This window comes from Myxococcus sp. MISCRS1 (genome assembly GCF_026626605.1).
In the GTDB taxonomy this organism is placed as follows: domain Bacteria; phylum Myxococcota; class Myxococcia; order Myxococcales; family Myxococcaceae; genus Myxococcus; species Myxococcus fulvus.
The window spans coordinates 4,882,909-4,900,369 of sequence record NZ_JAPNKB010000001.1; the positions used below are offsets into that span (position 1 = coordinate 4,882,909).

The 17,461-nt window shown below is 72.5% G+C and carries 15 protein-coding genes; 9 read left to right on the forward strand and 6 right to left on the reverse strand.

Annotated features, from left to right (window positions below; translation table 11 throughout):
* Positions 1–9: 9 nt before the first annotated feature.
* On the forward strand, positions 10–2,724 hold the full coding sequence (locus OWM54_RS19200; RefSeq protein ID WP_267698423.1) for a GAF domain-containing protein: 2,715 nt from the start codon (positions 10–12) through the stop codon (positions 2,722–2,724).
* Between the two features lie 9 nt (positions 2,725–2,733).
* On the opposite strand, the gene OWM54_RS19205 is transcribed toward OWM54_RS19200, so the two are convergent.
* From OWM54_RS19205 to OWM54_RS19215, 3 genes are all read right to left on the reverse strand, one after another.
* Positions 2,734–3,279: a hypothetical protein gene (locus tag OWM54_RS19205; protein ID WP_141324180.1), complete on the reverse strand. Its 546-nt coding sequence runs from the start codon at positions 3,277–3,279 to the stop codon at positions 2,734–2,736.
* Positions 3,280–3,448: 169 nt separating this feature from the next.
* Positions 3,449–3,997 carry a hypothetical protein gene (locus OWM54_RS19210; protein ID WP_267698424.1) on the reverse strand — a complete coding sequence of 183 codons (549 nt, stop codon included), beginning with the start codon at positions 3,995–3,997 and terminating at the stop codon, positions 3,449–3,451.
* 105 nt (positions 3,998–4,102) lie between these two features.
* Positions 4,103–6,124: a S9 family peptidase gene (locus tag OWM54_RS19215; RefSeq protein WP_267698425.1), complete on the reverse strand. Its 2,022-nt coding sequence runs from the start codon at positions 6,122–6,124 to the stop codon at positions 4,103–4,105.
* A 135-nt stretch (positions 6,125–6,259) separates the two neighbouring features.
* On the opposite strand from OWM54_RS19215, the gene OWM54_RS19220 reads away from it, so the two are divergent.
* From OWM54_RS19220 to OWM54_RS19245, 6 genes are all read left to right on the forward strand, one after another.
* Positions 6,260–7,726: a DUF4397 domain-containing protein gene (locus OWM54_RS19220; protein WP_267698426.1), complete on the forward strand. Its 1,467-nt coding sequence runs from the start codon at positions 6,260–6,262 to the stop codon at positions 7,724–7,726.
* 111 nt (positions 7,727–7,837) lie between these two features.
* Positions 7,838–9,058, forward strand: a complete 1,221-nt coding sequence (locus OWM54_RS19225) for an RCC1 domain-containing protein (protein ID WP_223751445.1) — start codon at positions 7,838–7,840, stop codon at positions 9,056–9,058.
* Positions 9,059–9,070: 12 nt separating this feature from the next.
* Positions 9,071–9,757, forward strand: coding sequence for an RNA polymerase sigma factor (locus OWM54_RS19230; protein WP_267698427.1), 687 nt, complete (start codon positions 9,071–9,073; stop codon positions 9,755–9,757).
* Positions 9,758–9,773: 16 nt separating this feature from the next.
* A complete protein-coding gene (locus OWM54_RS19235) occupies positions 9,774–10,595 on the forward strand; it encodes a hypothetical protein (RefSeq protein ID WP_267698428.1) in 822 nt (273 codons plus the stop codon).
* A 433-nt stretch (positions 10,596–11,028) separates the two neighbouring features.
* Positions 11,029–12,654, forward strand: a complete 1,626-nt coding sequence (locus OWM54_RS19240; RefSeq protein ID WP_267698429.1) for a caspase family protein — start codon at positions 11,029–11,031, stop codon at positions 12,652–12,654.
* A gap of 140 nt (positions 12,655–12,794) precedes the next feature.
* Entirely contained in the window at positions 12,795–13,724 is a 930-nt protein-coding gene (locus OWM54_RS19245) for a fatty acid desaturase (RefSeq protein WP_267698430.1), read from the forward strand.
* Positions 13,725–13,734: 10 nt separating this feature from the next.
* Here OWM54_RS19245 and OWM54_RS19250 read toward each other — a convergent pair whose 3' ends face one another.
* Positions 13,735–14,382: a hypothetical protein gene (locus OWM54_RS19250; protein ID WP_223751449.1), complete on the reverse strand. Its 648-nt coding sequence runs from the start codon at positions 14,380–14,382 to the stop codon at positions 13,735–13,737.
* A 266-nt stretch (positions 14,383–14,648) separates the two neighbouring features.
* On the opposite strand from OWM54_RS19250, the gene OWM54_RS19255 reads away from it, so the two are divergent.
* Positions 14,649–15,281 (forward strand): hypothetical protein, encoded by a 633-nt coding sequence (locus OWM54_RS19255; RefSeq protein WP_223782196.1) that lies wholly within the window; start codon positions 14,649–14,651, stop codon positions 15,279–15,281.
* Between the two features lie 90 nt (positions 15,282–15,371).
* Entirely contained in the window at positions 15,372–15,884 is a 513-nt protein-coding gene (locus OWM54_RS19260; protein WP_223782195.1) for a hypothetical protein, read from the forward strand.
* Positions 15,885–15,991: 107 nt separating this feature from the next.
* On the opposite strand, the gene OWM54_RS19265 is transcribed toward OWM54_RS19260, so the two are convergent.
* Both OWM54_RS19265 and OWM54_RS19270 read right to left on the reverse strand, forming a co-directional pair.
* Complete coding sequence (locus OWM54_RS19265) at positions 15,992–16,249, reverse strand: hypothetical protein (protein WP_267698431.1); 258 nt, start codon at positions 16,247–16,249, stop codon at positions 15,992–15,994.
* A gap of 279 nt (positions 16,250–16,528) precedes the next feature.
* Positions 16,529–17,437 carry an alpha/beta fold hydrolase gene (locus OWM54_RS19270; protein ID WP_267698432.1) on the reverse strand — a complete coding sequence of 303 codons (909 nt, stop codon included), beginning with the start codon at positions 17,435–17,437 and terminating at the stop codon, positions 16,529–16,531.
* Positions 17,438–17,461 lie beyond the last annotated feature (24 nt).

Here is a 17,461-nt window from a genome sequence, read left to right on the forward strand (position 1 = left end):
GGGGGCGCGATGACGATGGCGGTATCCCGGTACGCGGACGCACGACAGTTCGGGGCGCATGCCCCGGAGGTGGAGGAGCGCCTGGCGCTGCTGGCGGAGGCGTCGCGGGTGCTGGCCGACGCCAGCCTGGAGCCGCCCGCCGTGATGGAGCGGCTGTGCGCCCTGGTGGTGCCCTTCCTGGGCGCCGCGTGCACGCTGCGCCTGCTGTCCGAGGATGGCCTGTGGCTGCGCACCATGGCCTCGGCCGCCGCCTCGCCCGAGGCCCGGCTCCTGTTCCAGACGCTCAGCCCTCCGGCGCTGCGCGCGGACGAGGGCCCCTCGCGCGAGGTGCTGCGCACGGGCGAGGCGCAGTGGGCGCCGGACGCGAGCCCGGAGGAGCTGCGTCAGCTGGTGCCGCCGCAGCAGCACGGGCTGCTGGAGGACTTCCCCTTCACGCGGTGGATGGTGCTGCCGCTGCGCGCCCGGGGGAAGGCGCTGGGCACGCTCACCGTGTGGAAGGCCCCCACGCCCGAGCGCACCGTCGAGGCCGCGGAGCAACTGCTCTTGCAGGAGCTGGCGGACCGGGCCGCGATGGCGCTGGACGTGGCGCGCGCGTACGCGGCGGAGAAGCAGGCGCGGCAGGCGGCGGAGGTGGCGGCGGGGCGGCTTGCGCGGCTGCAGCGGGTGACGGCGGAGCTGTCCCAGGTGCTGTCGGCGTCGCGCGTGGCGGAGGTCATCGTCGAGCAGGGCGTGGAGGCGGTGGGCGCGACGCGCGGCGGGCTGTGGGTGGAGGAGGACGGGCACGCCAGGCTCTTGAGGTGCTCGGGCTATGACGACGCCGACTCGGTGCAGGAGGCGTTCGGCCTGCTCCCGCTGGAGAGCCGGGGGCCGGTGACGGAGGCGCTGCGCGAGGGGCGGCCCGTGTGGCTGGAGTCCCCCGAGGCGCTGACGGCGCGCTACCCGGAGGTGGACCAGAAGCGCCACCACGCCATCCGCGCGCCCTCCCCCGCGTCGGCGTGTCTGCCATTGACGGTGGAGGGTCGGGCGCTGGGCACGCTCCTGTTCGCCTTCTCCGCGCCGCGCGTGTTCGACGCGGACGAGCGCGCGTTCCTGGAGCTGCTCGCCCACCACGCGGGACAGGCGCTGGCGCGGGCGCGGCTCTTGGAGCAGGAGGAGCGGGCGCGCGCGCAGCTGGCCGAGGTCAACGAGCGGCTGGCGGCCATCATCCAGGCCTCGCCGGCCTCCATCATCCTGGTGGACGCGGACGGCACGGTGCGGATGTGGAACCCGGCCGCGGAGCGCATCTTCGGGTGGACGGCCCAGGAGGCGATGGGGCAGGTGCTGCCGGTGGTGCCGCCCGGCAAGCAGGAGGAGTTCCGCCGCAACCTGGCCCGCGCGGGCCGGGGTGAGTCGCTGGGCGGCGCGGTGATGCAGCGCATGCGCAAGGACGGCACGCCCCTGCAGGTGGCGCTGTGGACGGCGGTGGTGCAGCCGGCGAGCGGCGGCTCCGAGCAGGTGCTGAGCATGGCGGTGGACGTCACCGAGCGGCAGCGCAGCGAGAGCGCGCAGCGCTTCCTGGCGGAGGCGGGCGGCGTGCTGGCCACCAGCCTGGAGCAGGAGGAGACGCTGGAGCGCGTGGCGCACCTGGCGGTGCCGTCGTACGCGGACTGCTGCGGCGTCTTCCTGGCGGACGAGGACGGGCAGGTGCGGTGCGTGGCCTCGGCGCACGCGGACGCGGGCTTCCGCGCGTCGGACGGGCAGCCCTCGCCGGGGCTCGCCGTCGTCGCGCGGGTGGTGGCCTCCGGTGAGGCGGAGCTGCGCACCGGGCTGAGCGCGGACGCTCCCGAGTGCGTGCGCCCGCCCGGTGGGGAGGGCTGCTGGGCGTGGCTGTGCGTGCCGCTCCAGGTGCGCGGGCAGACGCTGGGGGCGCTGTCCTTCGTCACCTCGCGGCGCGACTACGACGCGCAGGACCTGGCGCTGGCGCAGGAGCTGGCGCGGCGCTCGGCGTTGGCCATCGACAACGCGCGGCTGTACCGCGAGGCCCGGCACGCCATCCGCCTGCGCGAGGAGTTCCTCTCCATCGCCAGCCACGAGCTGAAGACGCCCATCAGCGCGCTGCAGCTCCAGGTGCAGAGCCTGCTGGCGGGGCTCAAGCGCGGGCCGTCAGCCCTCACACCGGAGCGGCTGGGGCGGGCGCTGGAGGTGGTGGACCGGCAGGTGAAGCGCCAGACGCAGCTCATCCACGACCTGCTGGACGTGTCGCGCATCAGCGCGGGGCGGCTGGAGCTCAGCCCGGAGCCGTTGGATTTGTCGGCGCTGGTGCGCGAGGTGGTGGAGCGCTTCGAGCCGGAGCTGGAGCGCACGGGCACGCGGCTGGAGCTGACGCTCGCGCCAGAGTCGTTCGGGCTCTGGGACAAGCTGAGAATCGACCAGGTGCTGACGAACCTGGTGAGCAACGCGGTGAAGTACGGGCGCGGCAACCCGGTGCACGTGGTGATGACGGTGGGCCCGGCGTCGGTGCGCGTGGAGGTGCAGGACGGCGGCATCGGCATCAGCGAGGAGAACCTGGCGCGGCTGTTCCACCGCTTCCAGCGCGCCGTGTCCGAGCGGAACTACGGCGGCTTCGGCCTGGGGCTGTGGATTTCGCGCCAGATTGTGGAGGCCATGGGGGGCCTCATCACCGTGAAGAGCGAGCTGGGCGTGGGCTCCACCTTCAGCGTGGAGCTGCCACGCACCCGCCCCTGAGCCAGCGGCTCACAGCGCCAGCAGCAGCAGGGCGGCCTTCTCCTCGGGGCTGGCGGCGAGGAACTCATCCGGCAGCCAGACCTCCGACTCCGGCACCGTGACGGAGTCGCAGCTGCGGCGGCCCGCGTAGGAGCGCCCCGGCTCGCGCGCCTTCAGCCGGTACGTGCAGTCCCGGATGTAGATCTTCAGCTCGTCCTTGGTGAACTTCACGGTGGCGGGCCGGCCGCCGAAGCCGCCCTCGGCCTCCACCGTGTCGCCGTCGCGCTTCACCTTCAGGTTCACCGCGGCGGGGCCCAGCGAGCCCTTCACCTCGCCGTCCTTGAACTTCACGTCCACCACGCCCAGGTACGTCCGGCCCCGGAGCCCATCCTTGGTGCGGGTCACCTGGAAGTCCTGGCCGGTGACTTCATCGGACGTCATCACCAGGTTGTACTGCTGCCGGGCGATTCGCAGGTTGATGGCGTCCTGCTTCGGCGCGGATACCGCCACCCCCGCCCCCAGGACCACCGCCAGAGCCAATACCCCCCGCCGCAGCGGGCTCAGAAAGCGCTTCATCGGAATGCTCCTCGTCGTGGAATACCTTCCTTGAAACGTCCTTCTTCCCATCGCATACCGCGACAGCCCCACTCCCCCGGATTTGCATCCGGGGCCTGACACTCTCCGGGGGCGGCCGCCCGCTCGCCCCACCCCTGGGGCGGTCCGTGATGCCCGGGGGCGGACACCGTCAAACCGCCAGCAGCAGCAGCGTCACCTGCTCCTCGGGGCTGGCCTCGAGGAACGCGTCCGGCAGCCAGAGCCTCGCCTCCCCTCCGGAGTCGCCCACGCTGCAGTTGCTCTGACCCGAGTAGGAGCGCCCCGCCTCGCGCGCGCTCAGCCGGTGCGTGCAGTCCCGGATGTAGATTTCCAACGAGTCCTTGGTGAACTTCACGGTGGCGGGCCGGCCGCCGAAGCCGCCCTCGGCCTCCACCGTGTCGCCGTCGCGCTTCACCTTCAGGTTCACCAGCGCGGGGCCCAGTGAGCCCTTCACCGCGCCGTCCTCGAACTTCACGTCCACCAGCCCCACGGCGGTCCTCCCCCGCAGGCCCTTGTCCTTCCGGCTCATCTGGAAGTGCTGACCCGTCACGTCCTCGGCCCGCATGGTGAGGTTGACCTGCCGCAGACCGAACCGGAGGTTGATGGCGTCCTGCTTGGGCGCGGACACCGCCACCCCCGCGCCCAGGACCACCGCCAGCGCCAGAACACCCCGCCGGAGCGGGCTCGGAGAACGCATCATCGGGAAGCTCCTCGTCAGGAAACGCCGTGGAACAACCTTCAGGGAACGCGCGGCCGCCCGGGACATACCGGGATGTCCCGGGGGCGCACGCTGTGTCCGGGGCGCCTACTTCTGCGCGGGCACCTGGGGCGCGCCCAGGTGCTTCTCGAAGAACATCATCGTCGTCATCTGCGCGTAGTCGCGGGTGGGCTTCTTCTGGAAGCCGTGGCCCTCGTCGGTGGCCAGCATGTACCAGACGTCCGGCGCGCGCTGACGCACGGCCTGGACGATCTGCTCCGCCTCCGACTGCGGCACGCGCGGGTCATTGGCCCCCTGCTGCACGAAGAGCGCCGCGCGAATCTTGTCCACCGAGCCCAGCGGGGAGATGCGCTCCTGCACGCGGCGCACCTCGGGGATGCGCTCGTCGCCGTACTCCGCGCGCCGCAGGTCCCTGCGGTACGCCTGCGTGTTCTCCAGGAAGCTGGGCAGCGAGGAGATGCCCACCACGTCCACCGCGGCCTTGAAGCGGTCGGGATAGAAGGCCACCGACGCCAGCGTCATGTAGCCGCCGTACGAACCGCCCGAGACACCCACGCGCGTGGCGTCCAGCTCCGGCCGAGAGGCGATGAAGTCCAGCGTCGCGCCGATGTCCTTCAGGCTCTGCTCGCGCTTCACGCCGTCATCCATCGCGCGGTACGCCTTGCCGTACCCGTCCGAGCCGCGCACGTTGGGCACCAGCACCGCCATGCCCAGCTCGCTGGCGATGAACTGGGTGAAGTTGCTGAACATCGGCCGGCTCTGTCCCTCCGGTCCGCCGTGGAAGCTGACGACGACGGGCACCTTCTTGCCGCCCGTGTTCCTGGGCACGTAGAGGAGCGCGGGCACCTGCACGCCGTCGGTGGACGGGTAGCGCACGAGCGTGGGCTCCACGAACGCTTCCGTGTCCAGACCGCCCACCTCCGAGCGCGTCCAGCGCGTCGGCTTGCGCGACTTCAAGTCCACCGTCCACACGTCCATGGGGCTGCGCGCGCTGCCCAGCGAGAGCGCCAGCACGTCCGAGCGCTTGCGCGGGAACTTCAGCCCGCCGCCCACGCCCTTGGGCAGGACCGTCAGCGCGGACAGGGCGCGCGTGCGCGTGTCGAGCAGCGACACCGTGGTGTAGCCGTCCTCGTTGAAGGCCACCGCCAGCTTGCGCCCGTCCGGGGACAGCGCCAGGTCCGTCACGCTCCACTTCACCGACTTCGTCAGCGAGGGCGGCGGCGCGGCCGTGGGCGCGGTGCGCGTGTCGAGCAGGTACAGCTCGGAGAAGTCGCTGTAGCGGTCCGTCACCAGATACACACCCTGGCCGTCCTTGGTGAAGGTGGCGCCGTCGACGCTGCCCTTGCCCTCGGAGGGCGTGAGCTGACGGCGCTCCCCGGACGCCACGTCCACCAGGAACAGGTCCGAGTCATCCGCGGCCCGGAAGCGCTGCACCAGCAGCTTCGAGCCATCCGCCGAGAACTCCTGCGGGGAGTACGTGCCCTCCAGCTCCGTGAGACGGCGCGCCTTCGTGGGCTCCGACGTGGGGGCCACGTACACGTCCGTGTCCTTGCCGTTGCGGCCCGTGCCCGCGTACGCCAGCCAGCGGCCATCCGAGGAGACGCGCAGCGCCTCGTGGCGGCTCTTGCCATCCGTCAGGAGCTCCGAGCGGCCCGTGCGCCGGTCCAGCTTGAACACCTGGAAGAACTCACCGCCGCCCTTGTCCTGCAGGTAGTAGACGACGTTCGCGTCACCCGGCTGGAAGACGGCCCGGTTGATGGGCTCCTTCGCGAAGGTGATTTGCGTGCGCGCGCCCATGGGCATCTCCACCACGTGGAGCTGGTTGGTGTCCGCGAAGCGCGTGGTGATGAGCAGCTGCTTGCCGTCATCACTGGCGTCCGAGAGCGCCGCGGTGCGGGACTCCAGGTACTGCTCCATCCGGCGACGCAGCGCGTCCGGCACCGGGGGCACGTTGCTCACCCACACGTTCGGCTGACCGGGCAGCGGCGCGATTCCAGGCACCTGCGACGGTTTCGCGGCGGCGCCCTGGGCGGCGGCGGGGGGCGCGGCGGGCGCGGGCGCCTGGGTCCAGAGCAAGGACACGACGAGGGGAATCAGGCCTGGGTTCATGGGGCGGGCACGGTAGCAGCGCTCGCGCGGACACGTCCCATCAACCAGGTCCACCGCCTCATTTCGTAAGGGCCCTCCAACAACGAACAGGCCCTGGCTCCCCCGAGCCCGAAGGCCGCTTCAATGGAGGCGCACATGAAGAGGAACGCCTGGAATCGCCGTGGCATCACCCTGGCGCTGGCCGCCACGCTGTCCGCGCTCGTCGGCTGCGGAGACGACGACGAGACGCCGCCCGACCCGACGCCGTCCACCCAGGCGAAGCTGCGCGTCGTGCACGCGTCGCCGGACGCGCCCGCCGTGGATATCTACGCGGAGGGCAACTCCACGCCACTGTTCACCAACGTGCGTTACGGCGACACCACGTCCTACGCCACGGTGCCGACGGGGACGTACAACGTGCAAGTGCGCGCGGCGGGCTCGGCGGCCACGTCCGCGCCCGTCTATTCCACCGGTCCCCTGACGCTGACGAAGGACCAGAGCGTGAGCGCGGTGGCTGCGGGCCTGCTCACCGCCACCGACAGCGCGAGCGGCTTCCGCGTGCTGCCCCTCACCGAGGGCTTCGGCGCGCCCGCGGAGGGCCGTGCGCGCGTGCGAATCGTCCACGCGGGCGCGGACGCGCCCACCGTCGCGCTGGACGTGGGCGACGACGGCAGCTCTGAAATCACCAGCCTGGCGCGCTTCCAGGACACGGGGGCCGCGGGCGTGGAGCTGCCCTCCGGACAGTCGCTCCAGGTGGGCGTGCGCACGACCGACAACCAGAAGGTGACGTCCTTCACCGTGCCCGCCCTGCCCTCGCGCGGCGAGGTGTTCGTCATCGCCACGGGCAGGCTGTCCGAGAAGGCGCACGCGCCCGCGGGCTTCGGGCTGCTCGCCGCGGGCGTCGGGCTGGTCCGCCAGAACCCCGTCGTCTACGCGCTGCACGCCTCGCCGGACGCGCCCTCCGTGGACGTCTTCGTCGGCAACGCGGAGCTGGTGGATGACCTGAACTTCGGCGAGCTGTCCGCGCCCATCCAGGTGCCGCCGGGCAGCTACACCCTGGACTTCTTCGCCAGCGCCTCCGGGAGCACGCGCCCCTCGGGCGCCCCCGCCGCCAGCCGGCCCACGCCCGCGCTGGTCGCCGGTGAGCGCTACCTGGTCCTCGCCTCCGGCTTCCTGAGCCCCGCGGCGGACGACCCGGCGGACTCCACCTTCGAGCTGCTCGCCTTCACGGAGGGCTTCACGCCCGACACCGACAGCCTGCGGCTGCGCGTGGTGCACGCCTCGCCGGACGCGCCCGTGGTGGACGTGTCACCGGTGGAGAACGGCGTCGTCCCGGCCAGCGCCGCCTTCGATGACCTCCCCTACCGGCTGGCCACCTCGGTGGAGGGCCGGGAGCTGCCCGGCGCCCAGCTGCTGGTGGGCGTGGCGGCGGCCAACTCCGCCGACCGCTCGCCGGTGGCGCGGTTCCAGTTGGACACCAGCGCGTTCCTGGGCCGGGGCGTCTTCGCGGTGGCCGCGGGCGCGCTGTCGCCCTCGACGGGGAGCGAGGCGGCCTTCCGGTTGGTGCTGGTGGACACGAGCACCACGCCCTGGAGCGCGCTCAACGTGCATCCGCAGCCGTAACGCATTTTCCCGCCGTCCGTCTGCGAGGACATCCAGGCCAGCAAGCTGGCGCCGCGCAAGCCTCGTGCCCGCGGCGCCAGTCGTTCGTTCTGCCGTCGGGAGGGAGGCTCCATGAAGCGCCGCGTCGCGCCCATCCTGCTGCTCCTCACCGCGCTGACGGGCGCGTGCCTGGACCCCATCCGGAGCGCTCCGACGGATGCGTGCGAGGAGGACACCGAGGAGTGTCCGGAACCGGACTCCGAGCCGAGGGGCGTGGCGGAAAAAGTCACGGTGGGACGGCAGCACGCGTGCGCGCTGTTGGAGAGCGGCGGCGTGCGGTGCTGGGGCGGCACGGGACTGGTGGGCGACGGCACACGCGCGCTGCGGGCCTCCGCCGTGGCGGTGAAGGGCCTGTCCACCGGCGTGCTCGGTATCTCCGCGGGCGCGGACCACACCTGCGCGGTGCTGGAGGGCGGCACCGTGCGCTGCTGGGGAGACAACACGTCGGGGCAGCTGGGTCAGGCCTCGCTGTCGTCGTCGCTGGAGCCCCTGGATGTCGGCGGCGTGGGCTCCAACGTGCTGACGGTCGCCTCGGGTGAAGCGCACACCTGCGCGCTGCACGCGGGGGGACAGGTGACGTGCTGGGGCGACAACTCACGACTCCAATTGGGCGCGTCGGAGGTGAGCGAGCGGAGCTACACGCCCGTCGAGGTGCGGGGCCTGCCCGCGAACCTCACGGTGCTCGCGGCGGGCGCGTACCACACCTGCGCGGCCACCACGGCGGGCGAGGCGTGGTGCTGGGGCGACAACGCCTACGGCGAGCTGGGAGATGGGCTCGCGGGCGTGGGACTGAAGTCGCCGCCCGTCCGGGCGCGGAGCCTGGCCCTGCCCGTGAGGGCGCTGACGGCGGGCAAGGGACACACCTGCGCGCGCGTGGGCGACGGGGCAGTGGAGTGCTGGGGCTTCAATGCCTCGGGAGCGCTGGGGGATGACACCGCGCTCGACAGCACGGTGCCGGTGCGCCCGGTGGGGCTGACGGCGGACATGCGCCAGGTGCGCGCGGGCACGGGCTTCACCTGCGCGCTGAGCGCCGAGGGACGGGTGCGCTGCTGGGGCCTGAACGAGGCCGGGCAGCTCGGCGACGGGACGCGGGTGCATCGCGCGGCGCCGGTGGACGTGTCGGGCCTGGCGAACGAGGTGGTGGACCTGGGCACGGGTGTGACGAGCACGTGCACGGTGCTGAGGGATGGGCGCGTGCAGTGCTGGGGCGCCAACGCCGCCGGGCAGCTGGGTGACGGGACACAGACGGAGCGCGCCGGGCCCGTCGAGGTCCAGGGGCTCGAGGCCCCTTGAGGGGAGGACGGCATGTCACTGTTGAGGGACGACCCGCGGTTGCTGCAGGCCTTCCGCCGAGGAGAACCGGAGGCGCTCGCGCGTGTCTATCGGGCCTACTCCGCGCACGTGGCGCGGTTCCTGTCGCGCACGTACATGTCTCATGGGCCCGGGGGCCTGGGACGCGTGGGTCCGTTGGACCTGGAGGCCGCGCACCAGGAGACCTTCGTGCGCGCCTTCCGTGAGCAGGCGCGGCTGGCGTACGACGGCGTGCGTCCGTATTCGACGTGGCTCAACGCGGTGGCGAAGCAGGCGGCGGTGGACGTGCTGCGCTCGGCGGGTCGCATCGCGCGCGAGGCGGTGGCGCTGGATGACACGCCGATGGCGGAGCGGCTGGCGAGCACGTCGCCTTCTCCCGAGGACCGGGCGCTCGAGGGGGAGCTGCGGGAGCTGGTGAGGCGCTTCCTCGCGGGGCTCGACGAGGGGACGCGGAGGTTGGCGGACCTGCGCTTCGTGCAGGGGTTGTCCCAGGAGCGCGCGGGGCTGCTGTTGGGGTGGTCCCGACAGGAGCTGAGGACGCGCGAGATGAAGCTGCGGCGCGCGATGACGGCGTTCCTCGTGGAGGAGGGCTGGCTGATGGCGGAGTCGCCCGATGGGCTGCCTTCCGCCGCGGCCACGGCCGCGATGGTGGCCCTGCTCTTCCCCCTCTTCGTGCCCTGACGAGAGTGAGTTGCCCATGGCCTTGTTCACTCCCCACGTGGACCGACAGCTCGTCCACCTCGCCAACGACGGCACCCTGCCTCCGCGACAGTGGAGCCGGGTGCTGAGCCATGCGCGAGGCTGCGAGCGCTGTGGCGCCCGCTATGCGCAGGTGATGAACCTGCGCCGCGTGTTCTCGCGGGACACCGTCACCGAGCCGACCCCGGGCGAGCTGGAGCGGCTGTCCACCCACGGCCTGCAGGCGGTGCTGGGGGCGCTGGAGCGGCGTGAGGTCTCGGCGTCCGTGGACGTGACGAAGGGCCCGTGGGCGCGCGTGCTCGAGTGGGTGCGCGGGGCGTGGGACATGCCGACGCTCGGGCACGTGGGCACGGCGTGGGTGCTGGCGCTGATGGTGTCCGCCGGGGTGCTGTGGACGGGCGTGCCTGAAGACACGGGAGAGTGGGCGGCGCGCGGCGAGGGCCCCGGCACCGCGGTGCTGCGGCTGTTCTGCGTGCCGTCGGACGCGGAGCTGCGTGAAGTGCGCGGACAGGGCACGTGTCCTTCGGGAGCATCCCTCGCGTTCGCGGCGGGCGTGCGGGCGCCGTACACGCATGTCGCGGTGGTGGTGCGCACGGAGCAGGGCTCGCGCGTGGAGGGGCCGTTCGAGGTGAAGGCGGCTCCGGGCGCGGAGACCGCGCTGGACATCACGCCACGGCTGCCCGCGTCGGGCGAGGTGGAGCTCACCGCGGTCTTCGCGTCGAGCGCGAGCGTCGCGCTCTCGGCCGCGCGCGGAGAGACGGTGCAAGGCGAAGTGGTCCAGGTGCGGCACAGGGTTCGAGTGGGGGGCGGCAAGCCATGACGCACTGGATGGAAGGGGAGCGTGGAGGCGCGCACGAAGGGCCCGGGAGGGAGTCGCCGGGCACGAGGCGGCTCGGGGCATCGCGGCGCATGCGGGAGTCTCGGCGCGGGAGATGGCGCGAAGCATCGCGCCCCCTCCATGAGTGCACCGTCACATCGCAGCGCGTGACGCGCACCTCAGGCCGCATCGAGGTGTGGCAACTCGAAGCCTCATCCATCCAAGAGCGCATCGACACGGAACGAATCGGCACGTCGAGCTGCGTGACGCGCACTCCATGCAGCATGGTGATTCGCTCCCTCTCCAGGTCCCGGGGGCTGCGATGAGTCGAGAGCGCTACGCACTCCTCGGGCGGTCATGGGCGCTGCTGCTCCTGTGCACGGCGACGATGAGCGCCGCGCAGGCCGAGAATCCGGCCTCGCCGGAGCCGTCTCCCGTGCGACGCGCCTTGGTGGTCGCATACAACGGCAGCGACACCCCGGGCATGCCGCCGCTGCGCTACGCGGATGACGACGGCGTGCGCTGGGCCGAGACGCTGCGCCGGCTCGGCGTGGACGTGGTCCTGCTCACCGTCCCCGACGCCGAGACCGCCCAGGCCGAGCGCGAGCGGCTGACCGACGCCCGCCTCCCCACGCTCACGGTGCTCGATGAGACCGTGGACCAGCTCGCGCGTCGCAACGCCGAGGACCGCGCCGCCGGGCGCGCCGTGGACTTCCTCTTCATCTACGTGGGCCATGGCCGCACCGGCGAGTCGGGCCGCGCCTACCTCACGCTCGCCGACGGACAGCTGGACCAGGAGGGCCTCTACTCGCGCGTGGTGGAGAAGCTCGACGCGGACTACGTGCACCTGCTCGTCGACGCGTGCCACGCGGCGGGTGTCGTCGGCAGTCGCGGCGGAGACCCGCTCGTGCTGCGCAGGCTGCGACGCGCGCTGGAACAGGAGCAGCTCGCCGGCCACCCCCGCGTGGGCGCCATCTTCGCGGAGAGCACCGAGGGCGAGACGCACGAATGGTCCCGCATCCGCGCGGGCGTCTTCAGTCACGCGGCGCGCTCGGCGCTGCTCGGCGGCGCGGACGTCAACGGCGATGGTCGCGTCGAGTACAGCGAACTGGACGCCTTCGTCGCCGCCGCCATCCGCGGCGTGAAGTCCCCCCAGGCCCGGCTCGCGGTGCGCACCTTCCCTCCCGCCCTCAGCCCCTCGCGCGCGCTCGTCGGCCCCGCCCCGGAAGGCGCTCGCCTCGACCTCCCCCCAGCCCCCCGAGGCGCACGCATCTCCGTGGAGGACACCTCCGGCGTGCGACTCGTGGACGCGCACCAGGCGGCGGGAGAACCCCTGACGCTCGCGTTGCCGGAGCGCTCGGCGTACTGGCTGCGAACGCCCGGCGGCGAGGCACGCGTGCGTCGCTCGGACCTCAGGTCCGGAGAGCTCCCGCCCTCCTCGCCACCCGAGGTCGCCTCTCGCGGCGCCGCCGAGGAGAGCCTCCTCCAGGGTCTCTTCGCCCTGCCCTTCGGCCGCGACTTCTACGAGGGCTATGTCGCCTCCACCGGCGTGCCCGCCGTCGACTTCTCCACCGCCCTCTCTCCCGGCGAACCCTCCGGCGTCCCGCGCTCACTGGGCCTCGAGGTCGGACTCACGCTGGGCGCGCCACCCCTGGGAGGACGCGGCGTCGCGCGCGGCCTCGCCCTGTCCTGGCGCGCCCCCGGCCCGGGCCTCACCCGATTCGGCGCGCGCGCCACCTACGCGCTGGCCCCCGACGCCTGGGCGGACGACGCCACGCTCCAGCGCATGTCCGTGCTCGCGATGGCGGGCCTGGGAGGACGCGGCACCCTGGCCCCCTTCGCCGAGGTGGGCGCTGGCTGGCTGATGACCGTGGTGGACCGACCGGGCCGCCGCGAAGGTGACGCTCTGGGCCTCTCCGCGCGCGCCGCCGCGGGCCTGCGCTGGAAGACGGGTGACTTCGCGCTGAGGGGCACCCTCGGGCTGGACTGGGACTCGGTCCGCGTGGACGGACACCGGCGGGGACGGTGGATGCCCGGCGTCGAGCTGGGCCTGGAGCGCTGAGCCACCGCCGTCCACCCGGTGCACGGCCGCTGTGAACGGCGTTGACAGTCCTGCCCGCTCGCCCGCCCAAGCTCCTGGAATCAGGCCCGCCCCGCGCTGGCAGGGCGCTTGCGATGGCCCCCTCCCGAAAGGGACGGGCCATGGACACGAGCGACACACGGTGGGGCGAGGCGCGGTGGGACACGGGGAAGCTCGTCCGGTGGAGCGTCCTCCACGTGGCGGCCCTGCTCGGCGGCGCGCGGTACCTCGAGTGGAGCGCCGTGGCGGTGTGGGCCGCACTCACGGGCCTGACGATGTGCCTGGGCGTCTCGGTGGGCATCCACCGCGGCCTCATCCACCGGGCCTTCCGCGCGCCGCTCGCGGTGGAGCGCGCGCTCGGACTGCTGGGCACCCTGGCGGGCCTGGGCGGCGTCCTCGCGATGAGCCGCATGCACCACCTGCGCGACTTCCACCAGAACCAGCCGGAGGCGGACTGCCCCGAGTACTTCGGCTACCGCGACGGCTTCCTGAGCGCGATGAGCCACGCCCTCTTCCGCACGTGGCACCCGAAGAGGCCCACCGCCGCGGCCCCGGTGGAGCCCGCGGTGGCGGACGACGCCTTCTTCCTCGCGCTGGAGCGCTGGGGCCTGTGGCTCCAGGTGCCGCTGGCGCTCGGGCTGTACGCGCTCGGCGGCCCCGCGTGGGTGGCGTGGGGCGTGTTCGTGCGACTGGCGCTCACGCAGGACGGCTTCTGGTTCGTCCACTACGTGAGCCACGTCGAGGGCGAGCAACCCTACGAGCTGCCCGGCTGCGCGGAGCAGGGCCGCAACGCGGGCTGGCTCGCCTTCGTCAGCATGGGGGAGTCGTGGCACAACAACCACCACGCGTGGCCACGCTCGGCGCGGATGGGCCTCGGCTGGCGCCAGCCGGACCCGGGATGGTGGATGGTGCGAGGGCTCGCCGCGCTGGGACTGGTGCACGACGTCAAGACGCCCGCGAACCTCCCGCCGCGCCCCGGCGTGAAGGAGCACCCCGCGCCCCCACGCGGACAGGGCCCCTGCCCCCGAGGCGCGCACGGCGTCGCGCTGTAGCGCCACCGTGTCAGAAGGCCCAGCCCAGGGACACTTGCAGTCGCTCATCGAAGGTCCAGCTCCGCCCCTTCGTGGTGCTGCTCACCTCGCCGCTTGGCAGCACCGGCTGGCGGCTCTCATACCGGTCCGAGGAATGACGTGCACCCACGCCGACCCCCGCCTGCACCGCGAGCCCCTGTCCCAGGATGGCGGTGTAGCCCACCAGGGCCGCGCCCCCGAGCTGCAGGGAGCGGATGCTGCTCTCATTGCCCTCGTCCTCGACGACGAACTGCTCGTACTCGCGCCACTGGTGGATGACCTCCAGCTGCGGTGACACCCAGAGCCCCTCGGGCGCCGTCCCGGACAGGAAGAACCGGGCGCGCGGTACGACGCCCAGTTGGAAGAGGGAGTCCCTCGTCTCCAGTCGCTGCTCCGTCCGCTCCAGGTCCCTGCTGCCATTCGAGACATGGAATCCGACGAGCAGCCCCAACCCCACGCTGACGCGCGGGGCCACCACCCGCTCCCCCTCCAACACCAGCTGTCCCCAGTCCGTGGGATTGACGGCGAGCCCCAGCACCGTCTTGCGAGGCACGGCCTCGGTCGACCCGGTGCTCGACGAATCGGCATGGGCGACGGCGGACGACAGCAACACCAGACACAGCGACGACATGACGCTCATGTGCGGAACTCCCCCTGTGCATGCAACACCCCGGGAGGGTCCTCCCTGGGCATCACGCGCCCACTGCAACGCGCGTGCACAACCCATTTCGAGAGGGAGCCGCGCTCGACGAGGACCGACGCCGAGGACAACCTGTCAGCACTCCGCGTTCCAGGGCCGGACATGCTGACAGCGATTCCGGGATTCGACGCAAGGCATTGCGCAGGAAACCCGCGGCCAGGGTTCTTCCCCGCGTTGACTCTCTCGTATGGGAATGGAGCCCTTCGATGTCGCGTTCGCGTGTGCTGTGGGTGGTGGGGTTGTTGGCGCTTGGCGCGTGTGGGGGTGAGGACCGCGAGCCCCAGGAGGAGCCGGGGAACAGGCCGCCGCCGGGCGGGTCCAATCCTCCCGTCACATATCAGCGCTCCAACGTGACGGGCACCTACGCCGTCACGGGCACGCTGCAGAGCAACGCTCCGGACGGGAGCGGGCACAACATCGCCAACCTCCGGGACTCCATCACCGTCTCGGAGAACACGAGTGGTCTCAACCTGCTGAGCATCAACATCGCCAGCATGAGCTGCGGCGGCGGCATCCGCGCGGCGATGAACGGGGAGCGCACGTTCGACGTCAGCGGAGGCACGTGCCCGGTGGACGTGGAGTCGGGCTGCACCGCGAGCATGAAGGTCAACGACGGGAGCGGCAGCCGTGACGCGGGCGGCGCCTTCCAGCTCGAGCTGCGCGGCGAAGTCTCGATGACGTGCGGGCCGGTCTCCAGCCGCCGGATGTTCGTCATGAGACTGGCGGGCACGTCCTCCGGGCTGTCCGCCCCGGACACGACGTTCGAGAAGCTGTCGCTCGGGACGAGCATCTCCGACACGTTGGAGCTGCTGTCGACGGAAACCGGACACACGCCGTGACACGGACGGACGACGCGCCGTCGCCGTGAATTGCGTGACCGAGACGTCGTAAGAATACTCCGGCCCCAGGATTCCAGTCGGGAGCGGAGGATGTCGATGATGCGGATGCGCGTGGTGACGGCGGCGCTGTTGCTGGGGCTCGGAGCGTGTGGCGGAGGTGACGACGGCGGCGACGACGGCGGGACGGTGGACCATCGCCCCAACGTGACGGGCGCCTACGCCAGCACGGGGACGATGACCCTGGTCATCTTCGGCCAGTCGCAGACCAATGACTTCTCGGACACGATTCGCATCGCCGCGAGCGCGGGCTCCAACAAGTCGGCCCTGAACCTGCGCTCGGATGCCTTCGAGTGCGGAGACGGCTTCCCGGGCACCATGACCGGGGAGCGCGCGTTCTCCGTCCAGCAGACCGAGTGCCAGGTCCACCTGGACGAGCAGAACTGCGACGGGACGTTGACGGTGCGCTCGGGCACCGGCAACCGGGACGAGGCGGGCACGCTCCACCTCTCCATGAAGGGCGACTTCTCCTCGCGCAACTGCGCCCCCATCCCCGTCACCGGCCAGTTCACCATGGAGCTGACCGGCAACCGCACCGGCGAGTAGCCCTTGTGCCACCGCGCGCCCCGACGAGCTTCCGGGGCGCGCGTGGAGCCACGTGGCCAGGTTGCGCTGCCAGGAGTCCTTGGCGCGCTCCTCCGCCGCGTCCCCTGTCAGCCCTCGCCCACCCGCACCGCCGCCGCCACCACGGGCACCAACGCCCACGGCGCCAGCCGCCACGCCTCGCGCGCGAGCCCCCTGGGGCGCAGCTTCTCCAGCAGGCTCACCGAGTCCGCCGCGCTTCGTCCGCTCAGCCGCACCACGAGCGCCTGGGCGATGCCCAGCCGCTGCCGCATGCCTCCTGAACACTCCTTCACCTCGCGCTTCGCCGCGAACGCGAGGTCCAACCGCTCGAGCAGCTCCGCGCACACCTTGGCGGACGATGTCCACGCCCTCCAGCGTCACCTCACCCGACGTGGGCTCCAGCAGGCCGAACATCCCGAGCGGAATCTCCAGGTCCACGCCACGCAGCGCGGACACCGGCCCCGGATACACCTTCACCCGCATGCGAGGGAGAGCATCGCTCCCTCCACGCAGACGACCTCCCGCCATTTCCCCGCCCTGAGGCGAACCGCGACGACGAAGGTCTTCATCTGAAAGGCAATCGGCTGGCGTTGAATCCCCGCTCGGCCCGAAAGCCAGACATCACCTCACGGCGCCGAGCGCACCAGCCGCAATGGCACGCGCGCCCCCGAGGCCGCCGCGGCCGAGGCCGCCAGCAGGGGCACCTCCGGCGACAGCGTCTCCGGCTTGCCGTGCGTGAGGAACTCCACCGCCGGCGCCACCACCTCCGGCGCATACAGGATGCGGTGGTGCCCCAGTCCCTGCGTGCGCGTCAGCCTCGCGCCCGGCCACGCCCTCGCCACCGCCTCCCCCGCGACGAGCGGCACCTCCCGGTCCCCCACGTCGTGGAACACGTGCAGCGGCACCTGCCCCAGCAGCGGCACGAAGTTCGGCAGCGCCAGGTCCTTGAGCCGCACGTGGAAGCGCCGCTCGATGCGCTCCTCCATCCGCATCCACACCCCGTCCGTCAGCCCGAAGGCGCGCGCGAAGGCCTGGATGCCCCCACGCGGGTCCGCTGGCGGCGACACGAACACCGCGCGCCCCACCTTCAGCCCATCCCGCATCGCCACCGCCGTGGCCGCCGCCCCCAGCGAGTGCGCCACCACCGCGTACGGCCCCCCCGTCGCCCTCGCCACGTCCGCCACCACCTCCGCCATCTCCGGCAGCGAGCTGGTCCGCCCCGACGAGCGCCCATGCCCCGGCGCGTCGTACGTCACCACCGAGAACCCCGCCGCCACCAACGGGTCCACGAACGCCGTGAGCTGCCCGCCGTACCCGCTCCACCCATGCACCAGCAGCACCCGCGGCCCCTCGCCCCAGCTCCACACCGCCACCTCCTCGCCACCGAGCGTCAGCATCCTCGGCTGCCCCCGCGCCAGCACCGCCTCCGCCGTCCGGGAGCGGTGCGGCCGCCACGGCGTGCGGAACCGCTCGTCCGCCCACGCCGCCGTCAAGCCGGGCGCCACCGTCCCCGCCCCCAACGCCGCCGCACGCATTCCCCACTTCGCCAGTTTAACGCG

Excerpts from the sequence above, each read along its gene's own strand:
- OWM54_RS19200 (WP_267698423.1), top strand. The coding sequence starts at position 10 with ATGACGATGGCGGTATCCCGGTACGCGGACGCACGACAGTTCGGGGCG.
- OWM54_RS19205 (WP_141324180.1), bottom strand. The coding sequence starts at position 3,279 with ATGAAGCGCTTTCTGAGCCCGCTGCGGCGGGGGGTATTGGCTCTGGCG.
- OWM54_RS19210 (WP_267698424.1), bottom strand. The coding sequence starts at position 3,997 with ATGATGCGTTCTCCGAGCCCGCTCCGGCGGGGTGTTCTGGCGCTGGCG.
- OWM54_RS19215 (WP_267698425.1), bottom strand. The coding sequence starts at position 6,124 with ATGAACCCAGGCCTGATTCCCCTCGTCGTGTCCTTGCTCTGGACCCAG.
- OWM54_RS19220 (WP_267698426.1), top strand. The coding sequence starts at position 6,260 with ATGAAGAGGAACGCCTGGAATCGCCGTGGCATCACCCTGGCGCTGGCC.
- OWM54_RS19225 (WP_223751445.1), top strand. The coding sequence starts at position 7,838 with ATGAAGCGCCGCGTCGCGCCCATCCTGCTGCTCCTCACCGCGCTGACG.
- OWM54_RS19230 (WP_267698427.1), top strand. The coding sequence starts at position 9,071 with ATGTCACTGTTGAGGGACGACCCGCGGTTGCTGCAGGCCTTCCGCCGA.
- OWM54_RS19235 (WP_267698428.1), top strand. The coding sequence starts at position 9,774 with ATGGCCTTGTTCACTCCCCACGTGGACCGACAGCTCGTCCACCTCGCC.
- OWM54_RS19245 (WP_267698430.1), top strand. The coding sequence starts at position 12,795 with ATGGACACGAGCGACACACGGTGGGGCGAGGCGCGGTGGGACACGGGG.
- OWM54_RS19250 (WP_223751449.1), bottom strand. The coding sequence starts at position 14,382 with ATGAGCGTCATGTCGTCGCTGTGTCTGGTGTTGCTGTCGTCCGCCGTC.
- OWM54_RS19255 (WP_223782196.1), top strand. The coding sequence starts at position 14,649 with ATGTCGCGTTCGCGTGTGCTGTGGGTGGTGGGGTTGTTGGCGCTTGGC.
- OWM54_RS19260 (WP_223782195.1), top strand. The coding sequence starts at position 15,372 with ATGTCGATGATGCGGATGCGCGTGGTGACGGCGGCGCTGTTGCTGGGG.
- OWM54_RS19270 (WP_267698432.1), bottom strand. The coding sequence starts at position 17,437 with ATGCGTGCGGCGGCGTTGGGGGCGGGGACGGTGGCGCCCGGCTTGACG.